This window comes from Streptomyces sp. NPDC048192, from assembly GCF_043202415.1.
Classification (GTDB): domain Bacteria; phylum Actinomycetota; class Actinomycetes; order Streptomycetales; family Streptomycetaceae; genus Streptomyces.
Window position 1 is genome coordinate 152,048 of the sequence record NZ_JBIDAL010000016.1, and the last position, 23,992, is coordinate 176,039.

At 71.5% G+C, this 23,992-nt stretch carries 19 protein-coding genes and 1 pseudogene; 11 read left to right on the forward strand and 9 right to left on the reverse strand.

Translation table 11 applies throughout. The features are described from left to right. Positions 1-12: 12 nt before the first annotated feature. Positions 13-2,214: a hypothetical protein gene (locus tag ACGFZN_RS30845; RefSeq protein ID WP_393861739.1), complete on the reverse strand. Its 2,202-nt coding sequence runs from the start codon at positions 2,212-2,214 to the stop codon at positions 13-15. A gap of 143 nt (positions 2,215-2,357) precedes the next feature. Further along, positions 2,358-2,609, reverse strand: a complete 252-nt coding sequence (locus ACGFZN_RS30850; RefSeq protein ID WP_393861740.1) for a helix-turn-helix domain-containing protein — start codon at positions 2,607-2,609, stop codon at positions 2,358-2,360. Positions 2,610-2,672: 63 nt separating this feature from the next. On the opposite strand from ACGFZN_RS30850, the gene map reads away from it, so the two are divergent. Beyond that, entirely contained in the window at positions 2,673-3,449 is a 777-nt protein-coding gene (gene map / locus ACGFZN_RS30855) for a type I methionyl aminopeptidase (protein ID WP_393861741.1), read from the forward strand. A 207-nt stretch (positions 3,450-3,656) separates the two neighbouring features. Then, a complete protein-coding gene (locus ACGFZN_RS30860; protein ID WP_393861742.1) occupies positions 3,657-6,206 on the forward strand; it encodes an ATP-dependent Clp protease ATP-binding subunit in 2,550 nt (849 codons plus the stop codon). 55 nt (positions 6,207-6,261) lie between these two features. Here the strand turns inward: ACGFZN_RS30860 and ggt are convergent, their stop codons facing one another. Then, on the reverse strand, positions 6,262-8,064 hold the full coding sequence (gene ggt, locus ACGFZN_RS30865) for a gamma-glutamyltransferase (protein WP_393861743.1): 1,803 nt from the start codon (positions 8,062-8,064) through the stop codon (positions 6,262-6,264). Positions 8,065-8,208: 144 nt separating this feature from the next. On the opposite strand from ggt, the gene ACGFZN_RS30870 reads away from it, so the two are divergent. Together ACGFZN_RS30870 and ACGFZN_RS30875 are read left to right on the forward strand one after the other, a co-directional pair. Further along, positions 8,209-8,958, forward strand: a complete 750-nt coding sequence (locus ACGFZN_RS30870; RefSeq protein ID WP_393861744.1) for a hypothetical protein — start codon at positions 8,209-8,211, stop codon at positions 8,956-8,958. A 110-nt stretch (positions 8,959-9,068) separates the two neighbouring features. Further along, positions 9,069-10,634: a CocE/NonD family hydrolase gene (locus tag ACGFZN_RS30875; RefSeq protein WP_393861745.1), complete on the forward strand. Its 1,566-nt coding sequence runs from the start codon at positions 9,069-9,071 to the stop codon at positions 10,632-10,634. Between the two features lie 197 nt (positions 10,635-10,831). Here ACGFZN_RS30875 and ACGFZN_RS30880 read toward each other — a convergent pair whose 3' ends face one another. The 6 genes from ACGFZN_RS30880 to ACGFZN_RS30905 form a co-directional block, all read right to left on the reverse strand. Beyond that, positions 10,832-11,251, reverse strand: coding sequence for a DUF6278 family protein (locus tag ACGFZN_RS30880; RefSeq protein WP_393861746.1), 420 nt, complete (start codon positions 11,249-11,251; stop codon positions 10,832-10,834). A gap of 16 nt (positions 11,252-11,267) precedes the next feature. Then, positions 11,268-12,047, reverse strand: a complete 780-nt coding sequence (locus ACGFZN_RS30885; RefSeq protein WP_393861747.1) for an exodeoxyribonuclease III — start codon at positions 12,045-12,047, stop codon at positions 11,268-11,270. A gap of 35 nt (positions 12,048-12,082) precedes the next feature. After that, on the reverse strand, positions 12,083-12,718 hold the full coding sequence (locus ACGFZN_RS30890; RefSeq protein WP_393861748.1) for an MBL fold metallo-hydrolase: 636 nt from the start codon (positions 12,716-12,718) through the stop codon (positions 12,083-12,085). 63 nt (positions 12,719-12,781) lie between these two features. Further along, the gene (gene pcaC, locus ACGFZN_RS30895; protein ID WP_393861749.1) at positions 12,782-14,071 is read right to left on the reverse strand and encodes a 4-carboxymuconolactone decarboxylase; all 1,290 of its coding nucleotides are present in this window, start codon (positions 14,069-14,071) and stop codon (positions 12,782-12,784) included. Between the two features lie 32 nt (positions 14,072-14,103). Then, entirely contained in the window at positions 14,104-15,201 is a 1,098-nt protein-coding gene (locus tag ACGFZN_RS30900; protein WP_393861750.1) for an IS110 family transposase, read from the reverse strand. A 615-nt stretch (positions 15,202-15,816) separates the two neighbouring features. Then, positions 15,817-17,049 (reverse strand): PucR family transcriptional regulator, encoded by a 1,233-nt coding sequence (locus tag ACGFZN_RS30905; RefSeq protein ID WP_393861751.1) that lies wholly within the window; start codon positions 17,047-17,049, stop codon positions 15,817-15,819. Positions 17,050-17,677: 628 nt separating this feature from the next. Between ACGFZN_RS30905 and ACGFZN_RS30910 the strand changes: the two genes are divergently transcribed. The 7 genes and pseudogenes from ACGFZN_RS30910 to ACGFZN_RS30940 all read left to right on the forward strand — a co-directional run bounded on the left by ACGFZN_RS30910 (position 17,678) and on the right by ACGFZN_RS30940 (position 23,939). After that, entirely contained in the window at positions 17,678-18,565 is an 888-nt protein-coding gene (locus ACGFZN_RS30910; RefSeq protein ID WP_362122410.1) for an NAD(P)-binding domain-containing protein, read from the forward strand. A 221-nt stretch (positions 18,566-18,786) separates the two neighbouring features. Next, a complete protein-coding gene (locus tag ACGFZN_RS30915; protein ID WP_362122408.1) occupies positions 18,787-20,238 on the forward strand; it encodes an MFS transporter in 1,452 nt (483 codons plus the stop codon). A 563-nt stretch (positions 20,239-20,801) separates the two neighbouring features. Then, positions 20,802-21,101: an NAD(P)-binding domain-containing protein gene (locus tag ACGFZN_RS30920; protein ID WP_393861752.1), complete on the forward strand. Its 300-nt coding sequence runs from the start codon at positions 20,802-20,804 to the stop codon at positions 21,099-21,101. A gap of 129 nt (positions 21,102-21,230) precedes the next feature. Then, entirely contained in the window at positions 21,231-21,659 is a 429-nt protein-coding gene (locus ACGFZN_RS30925; RefSeq protein ID WP_393861753.1) for a hypothetical protein, read from the forward strand. 278 nt (positions 21,660-21,937) lie between these two features. Further along, positions 21,938-22,837 (forward strand): annotated as a pseudogene (locus tag ACGFZN_RS30930) (SDR family NAD(P)-dependent oxidoreductase). Between the two features lie 102 nt (positions 22,838-22,939). Beyond that, positions 22,940-23,551: a 5'/3'-nucleotidase SurE gene (locus ACGFZN_RS30935; protein ID WP_393861754.1), complete on the forward strand. Its 612-nt coding sequence runs from the start codon at positions 22,940-22,942 to the stop codon at positions 23,549-23,551. Beyond that, on the forward strand, positions 23,496-23,939 hold the full coding sequence (locus ACGFZN_RS30940; protein ID WP_362122403.1) for a hypothetical protein: 444 nt from the start codon (positions 23,496-23,498) through the stop codon (positions 23,937-23,939). Before ACGFZN_RS30935 ends, ACGFZN_RS30940 begins: the two co-directional genes overlap by 56 nt. Positions 23,940-23,992 lie beyond the last annotated feature (53 nt).

Here is a 23,992-nt window from a genome sequence, read left to right on the forward strand (position 1 = left end):
CCGGATGGCCGCTCACGTGGCGTGTCCGGCGACCCGCAGCGCGTGCACCAGGTCCCAGTGCCGCTCGGCGGAGACGGCCCGCGCGGCGCCGAGCAGCGGCGGCACGAGCCGGCGGGGGTCGGGGGCGACGCCGCGGGCCGCCTCCTGCGCCGTACGGCCCCGCACCAGGGCGTCGAGCAGCGCCGCCGCCTCCCTGCCCCGGCCCTCCTCCTCGAGCCGCAGCACGGCCGCGCCGACCTCCTCCGCCGGGCGGGCGACGCCCTGCCGCAGCATCTGCCGGGCGTCTTCCTCCCGTCCGGCGGCGACCAGCGCGTCGGCGGCGGCGACCAGCCGCTCGGGGGGCAGCGAGGCGGTCTCCCAGAGCAGCGTGGCCCAGTCCGCGCCGAGCCCGGCCCGGTGCAGGGCGTCCGCGAGCGCCGGGAACCGCACGGCGGGCCACTGCGCGACCTCCACCAGCAGCACATGCGCCTCCCCGCCGCGCCCTTCGCCCCGCAGCCGGGCGAGCCGCTCCACGACCCCCGCCACGGCTGCGTCCCCCTCGGCGTCCTCCACCTCACCCGGCGCCGCCACGACGGGCTCGCCCCCGTCCCCGGCCCCGGCGAACCGCGCCCCACGCGGTGCCCGGCCCCCGGTACGGCTCTCGTCCCCGGCCGGCAACGGCACCACGGGTACGACGACGGCACCCTCCTCGTCACCCATCCCGGCGAACCGGCCACTCCCCCGACGCCGTTTCCGCACCTTGCCGGACTCCGGGGTGCGGGCGGCCTGCAGCGGGGCGGGGGCGGAGGGCGCGGGCGGCACGGACGGGGTGGGGGCCTGCGGCGTGGAGGGCGCGGGGGTGTCGGGCTGTGGGGCGGAGGGTGGAGTGGTGGCGGGGTGGGCGAACGGCGGCGCGGTGGACACGGCACCGGTGGGGCGAGCGGGCGGCACGCGGGTGGGAGCGGGGGCGTGGGCGGGCGTGGCGGTCGGCGGGACAGGAGCTGCGGCACCGGCGGGGCGAGCGGGCGGCACGCGAGTCGGAGCGGAGGCGTGGCCGGCGGCAACCGGCGAGACAGGAGCTGCGGCACCGGCGGGGCCAGCGGGCGGCACGCGAGCGGAAACGGGCCCGTGGACCGGCGCGGCAACCGGCGGGGTGAGAGATGCGGCATCGAGGTCGTGGCCCGGCGTGGTGGCCCGGGCGGTCGGCGCCTGTTCCCCACCCTCGGGAGCGCTTGCCGCTTCCGACCACTCCCGCTCCCCCGAGCGCCGGAAATGCGGCGGCACCGCCTCCCCGGCGGCCTGCGCACCCCCAGCCGAGACGCCGGCCCCGGGCGCCCCCACCGCCTGCGCACCCCCGTTCCACACCCCGGCCGGGACGCCGGTCCCCTCCGCCTGCGCACCCCCGCTCCGCACCCCGGCCGAAACGCCGACCCCGCGGGCTCCCTCCGCCTGCGAGCCCCCGTTCCGCACCGCGGCCGAGACGCCGGCCCCGCGCGCCCCCACCCCCTGCGCACCCCCATTCCGCATCGCGGCCGAGACACCAGTCCCCTCCGCCTGCGCACCCCCGTTCCACACCACGGCCGGGACGCCGGTCCCCACCCCCTGCGCACCCTCGTTCCACACCGCGCCCGGAACGCCGGCCCCGCGGGCTCCCTCCGCCTGCGAGCCCCCGTTGCACGCCGGAGCGGAGTCGGGACCCCTCCGCTCCCCCCGAGGCCCCGCCGTCTCCCGGTGGTCCAACTCCGTCAAGCGTGAACGGAGTTCCTCGCAGCGGGCGGTCGCGCGGGTGTGGTCGTCGGCGGCCCAGGACAGGGCGTGGCGGAGGGAGTCGGCCTCCGCCGCGCCGGCCGGTGCGGACAGCCGGCGGGTCAGTTCGGCCCGGCGTTCGGCGGCGCGGTGCTGTTCGCGGAGCATGGCGTCGAGGCGGGCGAGCAGGGTTTCGCGCGCGCCGGGGCGGGCGTCGTGCGCGGTGAGCGCGGCCCGGTACAGGGCGCGGGCCCGTTCCCGCTCGGCGGCAGCGGCGGCGGGGCCGTATGCCGCGGCGAAGTCCTCCAGCAGCGACCCGACCACGTCCCACGGCGGCACCTCGCGGCCGTCCAGACAGGCCCGCATGCCGTCGGGGTCGCGCCGCCAGAAGACCCCGCTCCAGCCTCCGCCCTGGTCCAGCCGTGCCAGCAGGCCGTCCAGGTAGCCCGCGAACTCCCCCGCTCCGCCTGGGAGTCGTTCCACCGCCATCGCTCTGCTCCCGCCCGGCCGCCGGTACTCCGCCGGTAGGCAACACCAGGTGTGTTACGGCGCTGCTACACAGGGTTTTCCGGCAGTGCGCGAGCGGATCATCATCCGGCCCGGCGCGCTGTGCGGCCCGGCCGATCAGGCGGTCAGGCGGGTACGAGCAGGCACCGTGCGATCAGGTCGTCCATCGACAGCCCGAGGACGCCGGCCAGCGCGGCGACGGTGAAGAACGCCGGCGTCGGCGCCCGGCCCGTCTCGATCTTGCGGAGCGTCTCGGCGGAGACGCCCGCCCGCGCGGCGACCTCGGTCATGCTCCGGTCCCCGCGCGCCTCGCGCAGCAACCTCCCGAGCCGCTCGCCGCGTTCACGCTCTTCCGGGGTCAGGGGGGTGCGCACCATGCCCCCATTCTAATACCGGCGCGCCCGCCCGCACCCTATTCAAATACCGGTATAGTAATTGGCATGGTGGAACTGAAGACGGACACGTCGATCGACGCGATGCACGCCGCCGGCCAGGTGGTCGGACGGGCCCTGACGGCCGTACGGGACGCCGCGGCCGTAGGGGTGAGTCTGCTGGAGCTGGACGAGGTGGCACGGGCGGTGCTGCGTGAGGCCGGAGCGTCCTCGCCGTTCCTCGGCTACCGCCCGTCCTTCGCGCCGACCCCCTTCCCCGCGGTGATCTGCGCCTCCGTGAACGACGCGATCGTGCACGGCATCCCCGGCCGCTACCGGCTGCGCGACGGCGACCTGGTCTCGATCGACTGCGGCGCGGTCCTGGACGGCTGGGCCGGGGACTCGGCGATCAGCTTCACCGTGGGCCGCCCGCGCCCGGCGGACCTGCGTCTGATCGACACCGCCGAGCGGGCGCTGGCGGCGGGCATCGCGGCGGCCGTCCCGGGCAACCGCATCGGCGACATCGCCCACGCCGTCGGCCGGGCCTGCCGCGAGGCGGGGTACGGCATCCCGCACGGCTTCGGCGGCCACGGCATCGGCCGCCGTATGCACGAGGACCCCGACGTCCCCAACGAGGGCCGCCCGGGGCGGGGGCTCCCGCTGCGCCCAGGCATGGTCCTCGCCATCGAGCCCATGCTCGTCGCGAGCGGAAAGGACGCCTACTACGAGGCGTCCGACGGCTGGACCCTGCGCACCTCCGACGGCTCCCGCGCGGCCCACGTGGAGCACACGGTGGCCGTCACGGAGTCCGGTCCCCGGATCCTGACCGCCCGCGTGACACCCTGACGCACTGAGCGCGCGCGGCCGTGCCGAGGTGCGGCGCCGCCGCGCGGGCCGGAGCGAACCGCGGCCGGCCCGCAGCCGCCGGCGAGCGGAAAGCCCCTCCCGCGCAGGCGGACATGCCACCCCCCTCGGTTCATGTCATCGTGGGCATGAACAGCCCCCATCCGGTTACCCGGCGGAGCCAGTCGTCAGCGAAGGAAGCGCATCGCCATGACCAACGGCTACCCTCCTGACCCCTTCGGCGAGTTCCTGGCCCGTTTTTTCGGTGGTCCCCCCAGCGGAGCCAAGCGCCACATCGACATCGGCCGCCTGCTCAGCCAGCCGGCCCGTGAGCTGGTCAGAGGGGCCGCCGTGTACGCCGTCGAGCACGGCAGCCGGGATCTGGACACCCAGCACCTGCTGCGTGCCGCGCTGGAGTCGGAGCCCACCCGGAGCCTGCTGAGCCGCGCGGGCGCGGACCCGGACTCCCTGGCCTCGGAGATCGACGACCGGGCGGGCCCGGTCGCGCACCCGCCGGGCGAGGCGCCGCCGCCGACCTCGCTGTCGCTCACCCCGGCCGTCAAGCGCGCCCTGCTGGACGCGCACGATCTGGCGCGGGCGAGCGGCGCGGGCTACATCGGCCCCGAGCACGTGCTGAGCGCGCTGGCCGCCAACCCGGACTCGGCCGCCGGGCACATCCTGAACGCGGCCCGGTTCTCGGCCGGCTCCCTGCCGCCGGAGGCCCCGGAGAGCACCCAGACGCGCCCGGAGCGGCCGCGCGCCACCGGCACGCCCACGCTGGACAAGTACGGCCGCGACCTGACCGACCTGGCCCGGCAGGGCCGGATCGACCCGGTGATCGGCCGGGACACCGAGATCGAGCAGACCATCGAGGTGCTCTCCCGCCGGGGCAAGAACAACCCGGTCCTCATCGGCGACGCCGGGGTCGGCAAGACGGCCATCGTCGAGGGGCTGGCCCAGCGCATCGCCGACGGGGACGTGCCGGACATCCTGTCGGGCCGCAGGGTCGTCGCGCTGGACCTCACCGGGGTCGTGGCCGGCACCCGCTACCGGGGCGACTTCGAGGAGCGCCTGAACAACATCGTGGAGGAGATCCGCGCCCACTCCGACCGGCTGATCGTGTTCATCGACGAACTGCACACCGTCGTGGGCGCGGGCTCCGGCGCCGAGGGCGGCGCGATGGACGCCGGGAACATCCTCAAGCCCGCCCTGGCCCGGGGCGAGCTGCACATCGTGGGCGCGACCACGCTGGAGGAGTACCGCCGGATCGAGAAGGACGCGGCGCTGGCCCGCCGGTTCCAGCCGGTGCTGGTGCCCGAGCCGACGGCCGAGGACACCATCGAGATCCTGCGGGGGCTGCGCGACCGGTACGAGGCCCACCACCAGGTCCGTTACACCGACGAGGCGCTGGTCGCCGCCGTGGAGCTGTCCGACCGCTATCTCACCGACCGGCGGCTGCCGGACAAGGCCATCGACCTGATCGACCAGGCGGGCGCCCGGGTGCGGCTCGGCGCGCGGACCAAGGGCACGGACGTGCGCGCCATGGAGCGCGAGGTCGAGCAGCTCGTGCTGGACAAGGACCAGGCGGTCGCCGGGGAGGACTACGACAAGGCCAAGGAGCTGCGCGACCGGATCGGCGAGCTGAAGCAGCGGATCGCCGAGGCGAGCGGCGACGACAAGGCCGACGAGGGCCTGGACCTGGAGGTGACGGCGGAGGCCATCGCCGAGGTGGTGTCCCGGCAGACCGGCATCCCGGTCAGCAGGCTCACCCAGGAGGAGAAGGAACGGCTGCTGGGCCTGGAGGAGCATCTGCACCAGCGGGTGGTCGGCCAGGAGGAGGCCGTCGCCGTGGTCTCGGAGGCCGTGCTGCGCTCCCGCGCGGGGCTCGCGAGCCCGAACCGGCCGATCGGCAGCTTCCTGTTCCTCGGCCCGACCGGCGTCGGCAAGACCGAGCTGGCCCGGGCGCTCGCCGAGGCGCTGTTCGGCAGCGAGGACCGCATGGTCCGGCTCGACATGAGCGAGTACCAGGAGCGGCACACCGTCTCCCGGCTGGTCGGCGCCCCGCCCGGGTACGTCGGCCACGAGGAGGCCGGGCAGCTCACCGAGGTGGTGCGCCGGCACCCGTACTCGCTGCTCCTGCTGGACGAGGTGGAGAAGGCCCACCCGGACGTCTTCAACATCCTGCTGCAGGTGCTGGACGACGGCCGGCTGACCGACTCCCAGGGCCGGACGGTGGACTTCACCAACACGGTCATCGTGATGACGAGCAACCTGGGCTCGGAGGCGATCACCCGGCGCGGCGCCGGAATCGGATTCGGGCCGGGCGGCGCCGACGCGGACGAGGAGGCGCGCCGCGAGCAGATCCTGCGGCCGCTGCGCGAGCACTTCCGGCCGGAGTTCCTCAACCGCATCGACGAGATCGTGGTGTTCCGGCAGCTCACCGGCGCGCAACTGCGGCAGATCACCGACCTGTTGCTGGAGAGCACCCGGCGGCTGCTGGACGGGCAGGGCGTCTCGGTGGACTTCACGGACGCCGCCGTCGACTGGATCGCCGAGCGCGGCTACCAGCCGGAGTACGGCGCCCGGCCGCTGCGCCGCACCATCCAGCGGGAGGTGGACAACCAGCTGTCCCGGCTGCTGCTGAACGGCACGATCTCCGAGGGCAGCCGGGTGACGGTGGACGTCCGCGACGGCCGGCTGGACTTCCGCGCCCAGGAGACCCGGCCGCCCGCGACGGAGTTGCCCGCACCCCAGTCGTGACGCCCGCCGCCGCTTCCGGCCCCGGGGCTTCCACTCCGGGGCCGTCCCCGCTCGTCTACGGCGCCGGGTCCACCACCATCGCGGAGCCGCCGCCGCGCCGTACCTTCTCGGCGGCCGCCAGCCACTTGCCGTCCGGCAGCCGCTGCACGCCGGTCGCCGCGCCGATCTCGGGGTTGAGGGAGAAGGAGTGGCCGATGCCCTCGAGCTGCTTCCTCAGGTCGCTGTCGTAGAGCGCGGGTTCGAGTTCGGTCTTGCCCGCGTTGCGCTGGCTGGCCCTCGGCGCGGCGATGGCGTCGACCAGCGGAAGGTGCCGGTCGAGGAACTCGGTGAGGGTCTGCAGCACGGTCGTGATGATGGTGGCTCCGCCGGGTGAACCGAGCGCCACCACGGGCCGGTTGTTGCGGTCCAGCACGACCGTCGGCGAGATCGACGAGCGCGGCCGCTTGCCCGGGCCCGGCAGGTTCGGGTCGTGCACGGCCGGGTTGGCGGGGGCGAAGGAGAAGTCGGTCAGCTCGTTGTTGAGCAGGAAGCCCCGGCCGGGCACGGTCATGGCGCTGCCGCCGGTCTGCTCGATGGTGAGCGTGTAGGAGACGACGTTGCCCCACTTGTCGGCCACGGTGAGGTGCGTGGTGTTCTCGCCCTCGTACGTCGTCGGGGCGGCCGTACCGCCCTGGCCGCAGGCCGCGGGGTGGCGGGGGTCGCCGGGGGCGAGGGGGCTGGTGAGGACCGCGTCGTCCTTGATCAGGCAGGCCCGCGAGTCGGCGTACCGCTGGGACAGCAGCTCCTTGGTCGGCACGTCCTCGAAGGCGGGGTCGCCCACCCAGCGCCCGCGGTCGGCGAAGGCGATCCGGCTCGCCTCGATGAAGTGGTGCAGGTACTGCACCTCGCTCGCCTTCGACAGGTCGGTGTTCTCCAGGATGTTGAGGGCCTCGCCGACCGTGGTGCCGCCCGAGGAGGAGGGGGCGATGGAGTACACGTTCAGGCCGCGGTACGAGGTCCTGGTGGGCGCCTGGAGCTTGGCCCGGTAGACGGCCAGGTCCTTCTCCTCCAGCTTGCCGGGGCGGGCGTTCCAGCCGGAGGCGGGGTCGACGGGCGGGTGTTCGACGGTCTTGACGATGTCGTCGCCGATGTCCCCGCGGTAGATCGCGTCGACGCCCTTGCGGCCCAGTTCCTCGTAGGTGCGGGCCAGTTCGGGGTTCTTCAGCCTGGATCCGACGACCGGCAGCTGCCCGTTCGGCAGGAACAGCTTCGCGGTGTCCGGGAAGTAGCGGAACCGGGTCTCGTTGGACGCGGTCTGCGAGCGGAAGGTGTCGTCGACGGTGAAGCCGTCGCGGGCGATCCGCTCGGCCGGCTTCAGGACCGTGCCGAGCCGCTTGCTGCCCCACTCGTCCAGCGCCTTCTGCCAGGTCGCGGGCGTGCCCGGGGTGCCGACGCTCAGGCCGCTGCTGACGGCGTCGGCGAAGGCGAGCGGCTTGCCGTTCTCCAGGAACAGGTCGGAGCCGGCGCTCAGCGGCGCCGTCTCCCGGCCGTCGATGGTGTGCACCGTGCGGGACCTTGCGTCGTAGTAGACGAAGTAGCCGCCTCCGCCGATGCCGGCCGAGTAGGGCTCGGTGACGCCGAGCGCGGCGGCGGTGGCGACGGCCGCGTCGACCGCGTTGCCGCCGTGCCTGAGGACCTCGATGCCGGCGGCGGATGCGTCGGCGTCGACGCTGGCGACCGCGCCGCCGTAGCCCACCGCCACGGGGACCTTGGCGGGTGTGCCGCTCGTCGTCGCGGCGGGTGGCGCCGCCGCCCCCACCGACACCACGGCGGCCGAGACCGCCAGAACCGCCAGTTTCCGCGTGCCAGGACGACCCATCCGTACCTCCCGTAGGGACAAGTCCGCGCAGCGTAACCAGATTGCCGTAGTACCGACAGTACGCCTCGGCCACCCGCCACACGAACGTCACAGATCGAACAGGGGTACGCACCGGTTCTCCCCGGACCGCTACCATCCCCGGCCATGAACGACGACGTGCGCAACATCGTCCTCGGCCTGGTGGCCACGGGCATCTCCGCCTCGCTGGGCTGGCTGGCCCGCACGTATCTGTGGCGCCGCAGACTGCGGCGCAAGCAGGCGTTCTTCGGGCTGCCGGACCACTCGGAGTCGCTGCTCGTGGTCAACCGCGCGTCCGGCGGGCCGGAGCTGACGGTGAAGCGTCACGACGTGTTCGCCCTGCTGGAGCTGTCCGCCCTCATCAAGGACTGCCACGCGCGCGCCCAGGTGGTGGCGCACGACGCGACCCAGCAGGGCTTCGGCGAGCGCACGGAGTTCTGCGTCGGCGGCCCCTACTCGAACCGCCGGATGGCGGCCCACCTCTCCTCGCTGCTGCCCGGCGTGTGGGTCAACACGGAGACCGAACCCGTGGCGGACCGGGGCCTGTTCCGGATCGGCGGGGAGGAGTACCGCATGGAGCGCGGCCGCAGCGAGTACGTCGTGCTGGCCCGGCTCACCGCGGACGGACCGGAGGACTCACGCCCGGTGTTCCTGTTCTGCGGGCAGCGGGCCGTCGGCAACCAGGCCGCCACCCGCTATCTCGCCCGCCACCACGAACGCCTGCACCGCAAGTACGGCGCCGGCTCCTTCGTGCTGCTGCTGAAGGTGGTCAACTCCCAGGCGTACGGCCCGGACGTGGTCGAGCTGGTCGCGGACGTGACACGGCCGGCGCGCACGCCCCTGCCCGAGCCGGCCGCCGCCGACACGGCCACCTAGCGCCCTTCAAGAACCTTTACCCGCACGTAACTTACCGACGGGTTACTTACGGTAAGCGGTCGCGGTTACCGTCGGGTCACTTTGGACGGGAACAGTTGAAGGAGTGGCCCATGGGACATCACCGCGCCTCCGTGCGCACCGCCGCCGTCGGAGCCGTCTCGGCGGCACTGCTCGCCACGGCCACCGGCCTGGCCCCCGTCGCCCAGGCCGGCACGCCGGGCGTCCGGTTCGTCGACATCACCGGCGACGGCGGCACCGTGCTGAAGGCGAACGTCGTCACGCCCGCCGGCGCCGACGGCGCGCACGCCTATCCGCTCATCGTGCTGCCCACGAGCTGGTCCCTGCCGCAGGTGGAGTACCTCGCGCAGGCGCAGAAGCTCGCCGACGCCGGCTATGTGGTGCTCACCTACAACGTGCGCGGGTTCTGGCAGTCCGGCGGCCGGATAGAAGTGGCCGGTCCGCCGGACGTGGCGGACGCCTCCAAGGTCATCGACTGGGCCCTCGCCAACACCCCGGCCGACCCGCGGCACATCGGCATGGCGGGGGTGTCGTACGGCGCCGGGATCAGCCTGCTCGCCGCCGCGCACGACAAGCGCATCAAGGCGGTGGCGGCGCTCAGCGGCTGGGCCGACCTGATCGACTCCATCTACTCGGGCCGCACCCAGCATGTGGAGGCGGCGGCGCTGCTGGACGGCACGGCCACCGTCACCGGCCGGGAGAGCCCCGAAGTGCGGGACGTCTTCGACCACTTCTACGCCTCCGACCTCTCCCGGGAGCAGGAGATGATCGCCTGGGGGGAGAAACGTTCCCCTGCGACCTATGCGGACCAGCTGAACAAGAACGGCACGGCCCTGATGCTCGCCAACGCGTGGGGCGACACGATCTTTCCGGTGAACCAGTACGCCGCCTTCTACGAGAAGCTGAAGGTGCCCAAGCGCCTGGAACTGCGTCCCGGCGACCACGCGACCCCGGAGCTGACCGGCCTGTTCGGGCTGCCCAACGACGTCTGGACGGACACCGAGCGCTGGCTCGACCACTACCTCAAGGGCGCCCCCAACGGCATCGACCACGAGCAGCCGGTCCAGCTGAAGTCCCGCAGCGCCGGGGGCTACGAGGGCTACCCGGACTGGAAGTCGATCGCCGCGACCCGCCGGAAGCTCGCGCTCGCCGGCTCCGCCACCGTCCACACGAACGTCGACTCCGGCGCCGACGGCGGGGTGGTCTTCCTCTCCAGCATCCTCGACCAGGTCGCCCGTCTGCCGCCCATGGCCGCGATCCCGCTGCTGCCGCGCCGCTGGGCGGCCGTCTGGCAGTCGGAGCGGTACGGCGGCACCCAGAAAGTGCGCGGCACGGCCACCCTGCACACCACGCTCACCCCGACCGCGGAGAGCGGCACGTTCATCGCCTATCTGTACGACGTGGGGCCGCTCGGCCTCGGCAAGCTGGTCACGCACGCGCCGTACACCTGGCACGGGCGGACACCCGGCGAGCCGTTCGGCGTGGACCTGGACCTGTTCTCCACGGCGTACGACGTGCCCGCCGGGCACCGCCTGGCGCTGGTGGTGGACACGGTCGACCCGCTCTACATCGAGCACAACCCGTCCGGCGCGCAGCTGACCTTCTCCTCGCCCTCGGACGACCCGTCGTACGTGTCCGTCCCGCTCGGCGAGCAGTGATCTCCGGCTGCCGCCGGACGAGCCTGGCCCGTGAACTGCCGCCCCCCGAGAGCAGCGTGCACGTCCCGGTGTGGCTCGGCGGGGTTCCCCCTTCACCACAGGGATGAACGGCACATCGTAGTCGAGGTCCGCCGGGTTGGTCCCCGCCGCCCTCGTACGGCCGGAGGGTGAGGGGGCGTCAGCTCACGGGCGCGGCATCAGTTCTCCGCGATCTCGGCGTACAGCTGGGAGAGTTCGGGGACGCCGCTCTCGGCCCAGGCCTGCCCGGCGGCCACGGCCTCCACCTCGCGTCCCGAGGCCAGCCGTACCACGGGCTCGCCCCCGGGGCGGATCAGCCAGGCGGCTCCGGGCACGGTGCGCACCACGACCGTGCCCAGATACAGTCCCGCGTCATGGCCCAGCCAGGGCAGGACCTCCGGGTCGTCGCGCCAGCGCGGGACCAGCTGGTCCAGGGCCTCCAGGGAGCCCGGGGTGTCGTCGAGGCGGACGCCCGCCCGGGCCGCCTGGGAGCGGAGCAGCTCGCACTCGGACAGCAGGGCGGCGATCCCCTCGGGATCCGCGGGGGGCGCCGCCTCTCCGTGCTTCTTGTGCCGGTGGCCCAGGAACGGAAGGTTCATGGACTCAAGCGTGGCATCAGACGTCGAGGTCGACCACCACCGGTGCGTGATCGGAGGCGCCCTTGCCCTTGCGCTCCTCGCGGTCGACGTAGGCGTCCTTGACGGCCTCCGCGAAGGGCGCGTTGCCGTACACCAGGTCGATGCGCATGCCGCGGTTCTTGGGGAAGCAGAGCTGGCGGTAGTCCCAGTAGGTGAACGGGTGCTCGTACTTCAGCGGGCGCGGCACCACGTCGCTCAGGCCCGCCTCGCGCAGGGAGGCGAGGGCGGCGCGCTCGGCCGGGGTGACATGGGTGGAGCCCTCGAAGGCGGCCGGGTCGTAGACGTCGTCGTCGGTCGGCGCCACGTTGTAGTCGCCCAGCACGGCGAACGGGCGGCTGCCCTGCGCGTCGCCGTACACGGCCGCCTTCAGGGCCTCGAACCACTGGAGCTTGTAGGCGTAGTGCGGGTGCTCCACCTCGCGGCCGTTCGGCACGTACACCGACCAGACGCGGACCGGGCCGCAGGTCGCCGAGATGGCGCGCGGCTCGACCGCGCCGTCGAAGCCGGGGTCGCCGGGCAGGCCCTTGACGACGTCCTCGATGCCCACCCGGGAGAGCACCGCCACGCCGTTCCACCGGCCGGTGGCGTGGACCGCCGCCTCGTAGCCCAGCTCGCGGAGCTGGCCGTAGGGGAACTGCTCCTCGGCGACCTTGGCCTCCTGCAGGCACAGCACGTCGGTGCCGCTGCTCTCCAGCCAGGCCAGCAGCCTCGGAAGGCGGGCGGTGATCGAGTTCACGTTCCAGGTGGCGATGCGCATGCCTGACAACCTACCCGGAGCCACTGACAACGGGCTCAGACCTGTGTGGATGCCCCGGGCGTCAGCCGCTGGTGGTCGGTGCCGCCCAGGGCGCCGATCTGGCGGTCGTAGATCGGGCGGGCCAGGTCGGTGAGCAGGGCGTCGTGGACGTCGTAGGCGCGCTGCGGCCTGACCTCGCGGACGTAGTCGATGACCTCGGAGATCTTGTTCCAGGGGGCCATCACCGGCAGCATCAGCGTCTGCACCGGATGGTCGGGGACGGTGAGGGCGTCGCCGGGGTGGAAGACCCTGCCGCCGTCGATGAGGTAGCCGACGTTGGTGATCCGCGGGATGTCGGGGTGGATCACCGCGTGGAGTTCGCCGTGGACCTGCACGTCGAAGCCGGCCGCGGTGAAGGTGTCGCCGTGGCCGACGGTGTGCACCCGGCCCGGGAAGGCGGCCGTGATCCGCTCCGCGACGGACTTCAGCGTCCAGACCCGGGCCGCGGGGTTGTTCTCCATGGCGGCCCGGAGCCGGAACTCGTCGAAGTGGTCCGGGTGCTCGTGCGTGATCAGGATGGCGTCGGCGCCGAGCGCGGCGTCCTCCTCGCTGAACCCGCCCGGGTCGATGACGAGGGTCTGCCCGTCCTTGTCGAGGCGGACACAGGCGTGCGACTTCTTCGTGAGCTTCATGTCTCCCCATCCTGCCCTGCGCGAGGTGACGGGACTCGACCGGCGGGGCTCACGGGGCGGGGTTCACTCGGCGGGCGTGGTCTCCTCCCGGATGACCTGCCGGGCCACCCGGAACGCGCGGTTCGCGGCCGGCATCCCGCAGTACACGGCCGTCTGCAGGAGCACTTCCTTGATCTCGTCCGGGGTGAGCCCGTTGCGCAGGGCGGCCCGGGTGTGGACGGCCAGCTCCTCCAGGTGACCGCCCACGACCAGCGCGGTCAGCGTGACGCAGCTGCGGGTACGGCGGTCCAGGCCCGGCCGGCCCCAGACCTCGCCCCAGGTGCTGCGGGTGAGGAACTCCTGGAACTCGCCGGAGAAGTCGTCGGCCTCGGCCAGCGCCCGGTCCACGTGGGCGTCGCCGAGCACCTCCCGGCGGATCTTCAGCCCGGTCTCGTACCGGTCGGGCGGCGCGGCCGGCTGCTCCGGTACGGCGGCCGGGGCTATCTCGGCGACCGGCACGGGCTGCGGCGGCAGGGCCGGCGCCGGCACGACGGCCGCCGGCGGCAGAACGGTCTGCCCGGTGTCGTAGGGCTGCTGCCAGGCGGTGGAGAAGTGGTGCACCAGCAGGTCGGTGACGGCCGCCGGCTGCTCGACCGGGACCAGGTGGGAGGCGCCGGGCACCACCGCGAGCCGGGCGTCCGGGATGCCGGCGACCAGACCGCGGGCCTCGGCGGGCCCGGTGACCTGGTCGTCGGAGCCGACGAGCACCAGCGTCGGCACGCCGACCCGGCTCAGCTCGCCGCGGACGTCGAAGGAGGCGAGCGCCTCGCAGGCGGCGATGTAGCAGCCCGGGTCGGTGGTGCGGACCATCTGCACCGCCCACTCGGTGATCGCGGGCTGGGCGGCGGCGAAGGCGCCGGTGAACCAGCGGTCCGGCGAGGTCCGGGCGATCGGGTCGAGCCCGTTGGTGCGGACGATCACCCCGCGCTGGCGGAACTCGTCCGCGGTCCCGAACCGGGGCGAGGCCGCGACCAGCGCCAGGGAGGCGAGCCGCTCGGGGTGGCGCAGGGCCAGCTCGATGCCGACCGCGCCGCCCAGCGCGCAGCCCGCGTAGCCGAAGCGCTGCACGCCGAGCGCGTCCAGGGTGGCCAGCAGGCGGGCGGCCAGCTCGGCGACGGAACCGGCCGGCCGGGCCGGAGCGCCGCCATGCCCCGGCAGGTCGAACCGCAGGACCCGCCACTGCCTGGTCAGCTCCGGCACCTGGCGGTCCCACATGTGCCATGTGGTACCCAGTGAGGGACCCAAGATCAGGACCGGAGCGTCTTCTGGCCCGTCAAAGCGGTATTGCAGGGTGTTCGGGGGTGTCTCACTCACGCCCCAGACCCTCTCACGTCTCACGGACGCCCCTATAACGCGGGGGCGATGGAAACCGGTCTGACCAGGTTGAAGACCTCGCGGGCGGCGTATCGCTTGAGGCACCGGATGATCTCGCGTCGGGTCTTGCCTTCCTGGGTGCGGCGTTCGTAGTACGCCTGGGTGCGCGGGTCGTGGCGCAGGCGGGTGAAGACGATGCGGTGCAGGGCCGCGTTCGCCTGACGGTCGCCGCCGTAGTTGAGCCGGCGCGTGCTCCGCCGGCCCGAGGAGTACTCGATGGGACTGACTCCGCAAAGGGCAGCAAAGGACGCCTCGGTGTTCAGTCGCTCGGGGTTGTCTCCCATGGTGATCAGGAGAGTGACGGCGCTGTCCGGGCCGATGCCCACCGGTACGAGCAGCTGGGGGGCGTGGCGTTCGACGAGCCGGGTCAGGCGTTGGTTCAGCTCGCCGATATGAGCGGTGAGCTGCTCGATGCGCTCGGCGAGCATGCGCAACGTCAGGTGGGTGGCCTGGGCCACCGGGTCCTCGTCTACCCCACCGTCGGGTAGGCCGAGGCGCGCGCAGGTGCGGAACAGCTCGGCGTTGCCGAGGCTCGACAGCCGTTCCCGCAGGGCGGGATCGGCTATGACCAGGACGGCCTTGAGCTGGTTGATCGCCTGGGTGCGGGCCTTGACCGCGGAGTCCTTGGCGAGCTTGAACAACCGGGCACTATGCACCGGACCGTCGCCGGACTTGGCCCGGGCTCGGGCCCGGCCACTGAGCACGGCCCGCGCGGCGGCCTGTGCGTCGAGGGGGTCCGACTTCCCCAGCAGCCGGCGGGCCGAGCGGTCGGGCCGGTTCACCTCATATACCTCGACCTGCTGCGCCAGCAGGTAGCGGGACAGGCCCGCTCCGAAGGTGCCGGTGCCCTCCACCCCCGCTCGACGCACCGTCCCCCGCTTACGGGCCCACACCAGCAGCTGCCGGTAGCCGGCCGCCGTCGCCGGAAAGGACTCGGTCCCCAAGATCTTCCCGAGCGGGGAGACCACGGCGGCGACATGCACCTCGCCGTGCGTGTCCACGCCCAGGACGACCTCACGCCGAACCGGAGGATCCGTGCTCGAAGAGGTGCTGCGCTGTCGGCTCGGCATGATAATTCGCCTCCCAGGTGGTGACGTACTGCTGGATGGATGGCACCGGGCTGCTCGGGCGGTCTGAACCGTGATGGCGCCTGATCATCGGCAAGGCCCCTATGGGGACACGCCCTGTGGCTCGGCGGCAGGCAGCATCCCGCAACGGCAGTCGACAGGTCCGTGACTGGACACGTCGGTCATAGATCTCATGAGTCAGACCCCCGTCTAGGGACGGCTCGCGCAACCGTCCCATCGACCCCGGCGCCTCGGCCCCTCCCGACCACAGTCGGATGGCTTCGCCCGAACCAGTGCCCAACGCGGCCGGAGCAGACTGAGAACGAGTTGACTCCCCGCCCATTCGTGACCGGCAATGATGGACCGCCCGGTCCTTGCCGGATTCGGCATGGTTACTGACCTTGCTGGTGTGTTGATCTTCCCCAGCGATCTTGCGCTGCGGGGTATGGGCTGCAGCGGATACGACCAAGAGGCTCGCCCCCTTGCAGGCCAACGGCACCTCTCTGCTATCGGGGCATCGGATTGCCCACTGGCCCTGACCACCCAGGACCAGTGAGGACTACCCATTTTGTGCGTGGGAGCAGGTGCGTACCACACCGTTCTGCACCGCGCAGCCGATCAACAACCGGACCGCAGGTCCTGTCGCAGCTCCACCAGCATGAGCGCGACCGAAACGCTCGTCGGATCGTGGTCGAGCGGCCTCGGCAGCATCGCGCGGGCCTTGGCGAGACGCCGGTCGATGGTGTTGCGGTGGGCGAACAACCGGTCGGCGGTGTTCGAAACGTTGTATCCCGCGGCGACGTAGGTGCGAACCGTGCGCTGCAGGACCCGGTCGGATGTCGCCAGATCGCCGAGAGTGCCGGCTACGAACCGCTCGGCCTGACCCAGATCGGCCGTGAGCAGGTCGACGAGGTGCACGTCCTCGTAGCGGACGACCTGCCACGGCGATCCGACCCGGGCCAGAAGGCGCTGTGCGGCGGCAGCATCCAGATGACTCTGCCGGAAACCCGGGAGACCGGCTCCGGGCCGGCCGAACGCCACGCGTACGCCGGGGGCCTTGTCCAAGACGTGCAGAACCGCGGCCGTCGACGGAGCCGTGTGCGCAGGGGCCCAGAGCCAGAGCGCGGATGTGCTCGGCGGCAAGGTCAGACGGCGGGTCGCACCGCACATCCGCATGACGTACTCGGCGGCCCGTTCGAGCTTAGGCACATCGGCGGGGGAATCGACCCACAAGATCGCCGCGACGTGATGCCCGGCCAGCGGATAACCGAGCTGCTCCTCCGCGCGGCGGCGGCTGATGCGCGCGCCCTGCAGCAGCAGTTGCACCGTCGTGTGCCGTTGCGCCTGGGCGCCGAGGCCCATCTCCCCGCGAACTTCGTCGACATAGGTTCCGACTGCGGCGATGGAGTCGTCGATGTAGGTCGTCAGCGAGTTGGCGGACACCTCGATCAGCTCGCGCAGCTCGTCGCGGTCCGCGGTGGCGGCGAAGCACTGCTCCACCCACAACCCCCACCCGACCCGCTGCGCGGCACGCCAGGACCCAAGCTCATTCACGTCCATCCCGCGCAGCACAAGGTCCCGGGCGAAGATCAGCATCTCGCTGCTCTTGGGCGGAGGTACCCGGCGCCCCGGTTCCCGCAGGTTGGACACCAGCCAGTGGGTCATGTTGGCCTTGTTGAGGCGCCGGTCCGCTTCCGACAGCACGGGATCGTCGACGTACTCGCGCTGCCGTGTCTCTCGTTGCGAGGCCCGCCACAGCTGGTCGGCGACCTCGTCCGGCACCGGCAGCTGGCTTTCGGCGATGTGTCGGATCAGCTCACACACCCGTTCGGACGGGTTCGGCCACAACATCTTTATGCACCGCCATCGTAGGCGCGGAACGGGACTCTGGGGCACATTGCCTCGCGCCATGCGGCTGCCGCGCAAGGTGCAGAGTGCACCGAGCCCGCCTCGATCCCGCACTGACGCGCCCTGGAAAGACGCGGTCCCAGCGGCCACTGTCGACGCGGAACAGGACGAGTTCGGTCCCCCGCCGGCCGATGTGCGACCGAGGAGCGCGATGACCAGCACCGGCGACCAAACACCGCATATCACCTCCGTGCAACCAGGACCCGCCGAATCCCACCGCCTCCGCGGGCGCATCGGCGTCGTGTAGCTGCTGTTTCAGTCGGATTCATCAAGATGTCGCGACACCTCGAGAATCCAGGCGGTTTGTGCGTGTTCATCGCAAAAGGGCAGCGTCTAGCTCGACCACCTCCAGCCGGACGAGACGGCCGTCTGGCGCCGGCTCGTGGCGCCCACACTCGCCACCTTCGGAGTCGTGGTGACTCTGGTGATGGCAACGACGAACATCGGCGTGCACTTCACCGGCGGTAACGCCGTCGTCGGCATGTTCGTGGCGTTGTACGGGGCGTTGGTGTACGCCCGCATCGGCCGGCAGTGACAAGCGACTTGGCAAGTCATCGAAAGGAATGGATTCATGGGCGGCGCGAAGAAGTACGACGTGGTGGTCATCGGCTGTGGGCTGATGGGAGCCGCACTCTCGAGAACCCTCGCAGGGCGGGGTCATTCGGTGGCCGCGTGGAACCGCTCGCCGGAGCGGGCTCTCGCGCTTGCCGACTCGGGGGTCTCTCCCGCGGTTTCCCTCGACGAAGCGGTGCAAGCATCGAGGATCGCCATCGCCTGCACCAACAGCTACGAGAGCACGCGAGCGGCTCTCCAGCCAGTCACCAGCTGGGACACCACCACGTTGGTCAATCTGGTCAGCGGATCGCCCGACGAAGCCGAGGAGATGGCGCGATGGGCCGGCGAGCGAGGCGCTGCCTACCTCGACGGGTTCATCGCCTGCTACCCCAGCGACATCGGCTCTCCCCGCGGCATGGTCGTCGTGTCCGGGCCGGCCGCACTCTGGGAGGAGCACAAGGACATCCTCGTGAACCTCGGCGGCGCGTCACAGCACGTTTCCGACGAGGTGCGCGGCGCCGGGGTCCTGGGGGCGGGCATGCTCGGCGCGTTCTTCATCGCTGCGCTGAGCGCCTACGTCGAGGCAGCGACCTATGCGATCGATCAGGGATTGCCCCCGAGGGCGTTGGCTTCGACTGCAGCGCAGGCAATCGCCCTTCTCGAGGCAGTGACGCCGGAGACGGCGACTGCGATCGCGCGCGACGCCCACGAGACCGATCAGGCGACAGTGAGGACCTTCGGCGAGGCCGCCCGGGCCACGCTGACCGCCCTGCGTGCCGCGGGACACCCTGGCCGGCTGATCGGGGCGGCCGTCGAGAATCTCGACCTCGCCGAGCGGGCCGGGCTCGCCGAACTCGCGTTTTCCGCGCAATGCCAGGTCTTGACCAGGCCAGACGCGCAGTGACGTGTCGACAGGCACGCGTCCGGACACAACCAGTAGCAGTTCAGCTACGCACAGCAGCGGCGATGTGGTGCACGGTGCACCGCGGCCACCCGCAAGTTGCGCCAGCCCTGTCCTAGCCGCGTTGAGGCCCTACCGCGCACCTTGAGACCCCCCTCACACGTCGGCGCGACCGGGCTCAGCCGGTGGCGACGGCGCCCCATCCCGAACGAGAGTGAATCACGATGGCAAGAACGAACGACACAGCGCTCAGCGCAGGAACAGGCGTTGCAGCCCAGGCTACGGGCAGGCGAGGCCCGCTGATCGGCGTCTCCGCGCTGCTGTGCACGGTGACCATCGCGGTCAACTTCATGCTGGGGCCTCTGCTGCCCCTGATGCAGAGCCACTTCGCCGTCGGCGTCTCGGCGGCGACCTGGGTCCTCACTGCGATGTTGCTGGGCAGCGGCGCCGGCTTCGTGCTCATACCTCGCCTGCAGGACGTCGTCGACGACCGCACGATGCTCCTGTGGTCCGGCGTCCTACTCACGGCGGGCGCGCTGATCCCCGCCATCGGCGACTCGTACCCGGCGCTGATCGTCGGGTCGGCCATGCTCGGCTTCGGCAGCGCGGCGCAGATGCTCCCGGTCGGCTTCCTGCGCCGCCATCTCTCCGGGTCCTCGGTAGCCACCGCGGTCAGCGTCCTGATCATGGCCACCGGAACCGGAGTCGTGGCCGGCATGGTGGGCGGCGGCATGTCGGTGAAGTATCTGTCGCTGTCGACCTTCTTCTACATACTGGCAGCGGCGTTCGCGGTGACCACGGCGGCACTTGTGGTGGTGGTTCCGCGCTCGCGCCCCGCCTCCTCGGCGCGGATCGGCGTGTGGGGAACGGTGTGGATGATCGCCTGGTTGACGCTGGTGCTGCTCGCGATGGCTCAGGTCAGTATCTGGGGCAACGTGTGCTACCTGCTCCTTGGCATCGGAGTCGTCGCCGGAGTCGCCTGGGTTCTGGCGCAGCGCCGGTCGACCGCCCCGGTCTTCGACCTCGCGATGCTGAAGCGGCCGTACGCCACGACGGCCTGCGTGGCCTCCTTCCTGTTCGGCGCCGTCGACGCGGCCTTCGTGCTGCTGGTCACCTACTACACCCAGACCCCGGCCGCGGTCGGATACGGCCTGGGCACCGACGCGCTCGGGACGAGCCTGCTCATGCTGCCGTTCGCGCTGACCATGTTCATCAGCGGCAAGGCGGCGGAACGCATGGTGCAGCAGGGACGCCCCGGCGTCATCCTGGCCGCGGGCGCGGCGCTGTGCGGCCTCGGACTCGTGTGGCTCGCGTTCGCCCACGACCACACGTGGCAGTACCTCGTCGGCTCGGCCGTCGTCGGCCTCGGGACCCGCGCCGGCTACAGCGGCTCGTTCGCAATTCCGCAGCTGGTGGTGTCCGAGGACCAGGCCGGGATGGCCGCCGGCATCCCGGCGACGGTGATGATGATCGGCGCCGCTTTCGGCGCCGCCGTCAACACGATCGTCCTGTCCCTCGCCTACATCCCCCAGGTCCCCGGAGTGCCGCAGCCCCACCTCTACACCGTGGGATACCTCGTCTCCGCCGTCTACATGGTCGGCATTCTCGCCGCGACATCCGTGTCCTCCGCCCGCCACCCGGGCGCGTTCAAAGCCCTGATGGCGCAGGCGGCGTAAGCCGCCCCGCCGACGCACGGAACATCGTGCTCGATCTCGCTTCGCTCGTCGAAGACAGCACCGCCGCTACCCGGACCGGGACGCACTGGTGCTGGGCGGAACCAGGCTCACCTAAGCCGAGGTGAACGCCAAGACGAACCAAGTCGCCGGACTGCTGGCCGACCGCGGCGTCGAGCCCGGCGACAAGGGCGCGCACGGGACAAGAGCGGCTCCAGGTGCAGGTCCTCGAAGGCCACGATCCCTCGAAACGTCCCCAATGGTCACCTTCAGCGAGCCCGACCGGGAACCGCGACGACATGACCGTGCGCGTATCCGTTTCTACGCCGGAGTGTTCGGTCCCCGCCATCGCATGGATCTCCAGGACACATACGACGTCGAGGCTGGTCTCGCTCAGCGGCTCGGAGGTACGTCCGAGCCGCCCCACGCAACGAGACATCCGCGAGCTCGAGTGGCTCGCTCCCAGTCCGCCTCGGCCGCGCGCCTCCCGACGACCGTCCGTCGCACCTTCCCTCGACAGAGAGGAAACGCACTGGTCTGACACCACAGGAACCAAGACGTACGACGTGGCCGTGCTCGGCTGCGGACTGATGGGCGCCGCGCTGGCCCGCAACTTCGCCGCGAAGAGCAGCAAGACGGCCGCGTGGAACCGCTCCCCGGCCAAGGCCGAGGCCCTCGCGCCCGACGGAGTGAGCCCGATCCAGGACATCGACGAGACCGTGCGGTCCTCGAAGCTGGTGGTCGCCTGCACCTCGACGTACGACACGACGCGTGAGGCGCTCGCGGGCGTCACCGACTGGACCGGCATCACGCTGGTCAACATCGGCACCGGCAGCCCGACAGAGGCCGAGGTGCTGCAGGCCTAGGCCGGCGAGCGCGGCGTTCCGTACCTCGACGGCGCGATTCTCTGCTACCCGCAGCAGATCGGCACCGAGGAGGGCCTGGTCCTCTACTCGGGCTCATCAAAGGCGTGGGTCGAGCACGAGCAGACCCTGATGGCGACGGGCCCTTACTCGGCACGGGTGTCAGGCGACGTCAAGGCCGCCAGCGTGCTCGATGCCACCATCATCGGCGCGTTCTTCTCGCCGGCGCTGAACGCCTACGTCGAGGCGGCGACCTACGCCCTGGACCAGGGCGTCGCCCCGGAGACCCTCAACGCGTTGAGCGAGATGGCCTGCCAGACCTTCGCCGCCATGGCGAAGGAGTCGGTCACCGCGATCGCGAGCGACCAGCACGAGACCGACACCGCCCATCTGAACGCATACGCCGTGGGCTGCCGCGCCGCGCTCGACGTCATACGGGCCGCGGGCTTCAAGGTCCGGCTGCTCGAGGCCGCCGGGGAGAACCTGAACGAGGCCGAGAGGGCCGGCCTCGGAGAACTCGGCTTCTTCGCCCTCACGAAGGTGGCGCGCACCGGCGGCTGAGCCTCTACGCCGGGGGCTACGCGGCCCATGGGAAATCCACTGATCCTCAGCGCCACCGACGACCTTGGCGGCCCGCCCGCCCGAGACCGGCGCCGCATACGCCCCCGACGAGCTGCGGTTCGCCACGAGGCGCGAGACGTCCGCGCCGCCTGGAACGCCGGTTCTCTCGCGCCGAGTCCGTGGTCCGCGACTGGAGCGACGAGGCCCGGCCTGGTCGAGGCCTCGGGTGGATGACTCGTCTGAGGCGCGACCCGCACCCCCTCATCAATAGAGTCCTCATGCGTCAGTGCAACGGTCGAATCGCCGTGATCACCGGAGCGGGATCAGGCATCGGGCGCGCGCTAGCAGTCGGCCTTGCCAAGCGTGGTGCGCGCCTGACCATCTGCGACGTGGACGAGCGCGGCCTGGCCGAGACCGCCGACCTCGCCGCGGCCCACGGGGTGCCGGTGCATACCGCACGCGTCGACGTTTCCGACCGAACGGCGATGGACGCCTACAGCAAGGAGGTCGTGGCCCACTACAAGACCGTGCATCTGCTCGTCAACAACGCAGGCATTGCTCCCGCCGTCGACGGCTTCGACGTCAGCTTGGCCGTCTACGATGCTGTTCTCGGCGTCAACCTGTGAGGCGTGATCAACGGGACGAAGGCCTTCCTCCTGCACCTCATCGAGTCCGGCGACGGCCACCTGGTGAACATCTCGAGTATCGACGGATTCCTCGCCCAACCGGCGAACAGCGCCTACGCCACAAGCAAGTTCGCCGTGCGCGGGTTCACCGAATCGGTACGCGCGGGCCTGCTCGCCGCTGGTCTCCCCGTCCGTGTCACGGTGGTCCATCCAGGAGGGGTGTCGACCGGCATCGCTACCAGCGCTCTTGAACGAGCTCGTTCGAGTGGCGTCGGCCTCACCGAGCGCCACGTCCAGCGCCTCAATACCTTCAACGAGAAGTTGCTTCGTATGCCGCCCGACCAGGCAGCCAAGATCATCCTGAATGGCGTTGCCTCCGGCAGACCACGCATCTTGGTGGGAATGGACGCCCGGATGCTCGATTACCTAGCCCGCATTGCTCCCAAATCGGTGCCCAGGCTCACGGCCTGGATGGAGCACAAGCTGTTCCCCGTCGATGCCGCAGCGGGCCGAGCGCGAACCGAGGCCCCCGCTGCGAGCGGATCAGCCTAAGGCCCCGTTGCGGGACGACCAGCCGTTGTGCTCGCGACACGGCCACTCGAAGCCGAGCGAGGCACGCAACTCGTCCCTGCCGCACGGTGCCTCGGCAGCGCCGTGCGCGACATCGCGAGAGAAACCCATCCAAGCAGCGGACGCCTTCGCCCCGAGATCGGAGAACACATGATGGGTCGACGAGGCAGGATCGCCTGCCTCGCGCTCAGCCTGGCCGCACTGGGCGTGGCCGGACCATCCGTTGCCGTCGCGACGGGCATGGAGAGCCATGCCACCGCAGCAGAGGCGCGCCCGAGCTGCAGGGGACCGCTCGATGTGCTCCTGACGAACGACGACGGTTGGTCGGCACCCGGAATCCAGGCCGTCTACACAGCGCTCAAGGCCGCCGGCAACCGGGTGACGATGGTCGCCCCGCTGAAGAACCAATCCGGCATGAGCTCCCGGATCGCGTACGGCGAGGTGCTCGAGGTGACCCACCCGGTGGCAACCGATGACGACATCCTCGCCGTCGACGGTTCCCCCACCGACGCTGTGGCGTTCGCGCTCTACACGCTCCCCGCCGACCGGTACCCGGATGTCGTCGTGTCGGGTACCAACTACGGACAGAACACCTCGCGCGTCACCAACCATTCCGACTGTCGGTGCGGCAACCACCGCCATGGACCGCGGGGTCTCGTCGATCGCTGTCAGCTCCGAGGCCCCTTGGGACTATGACTGGAACGACACGAATCCGCTGGACTTCGAGGGCACGGCGGCCTTCGTGGTCACGCTCCTGCGCACCCTGCAGGAGTCATCCGCGGACTGCCAGAGGCTCCTGCCCAAGGGCCTCGGCCTCAATGTCAATTACCCGTTCGACGAGTTCGAGGGAGTGAAGGCAGCGAAGCTGGACACCATGGACCCCTTCCCGACCACCTACACGCTTCGGGACTACGGCAACTACGAGATCTCCGCCAAGAACGCCGGCTCGGACAGGAGCGATGTCGACTACAAGCTACTGAAGGACGGCTACGCGACGATCACCCCGCTCGACGGCGATCTCTCGGCGACGCGTATCGGCCAGGACCTCTCCTTCGTCACGACGCTGGTGAAGGCTATGAACTGACAGGTGGAGGTTCCCGCCTGTCTGCGGCGCGAGCGCTCGTCCCACGAGTGTGT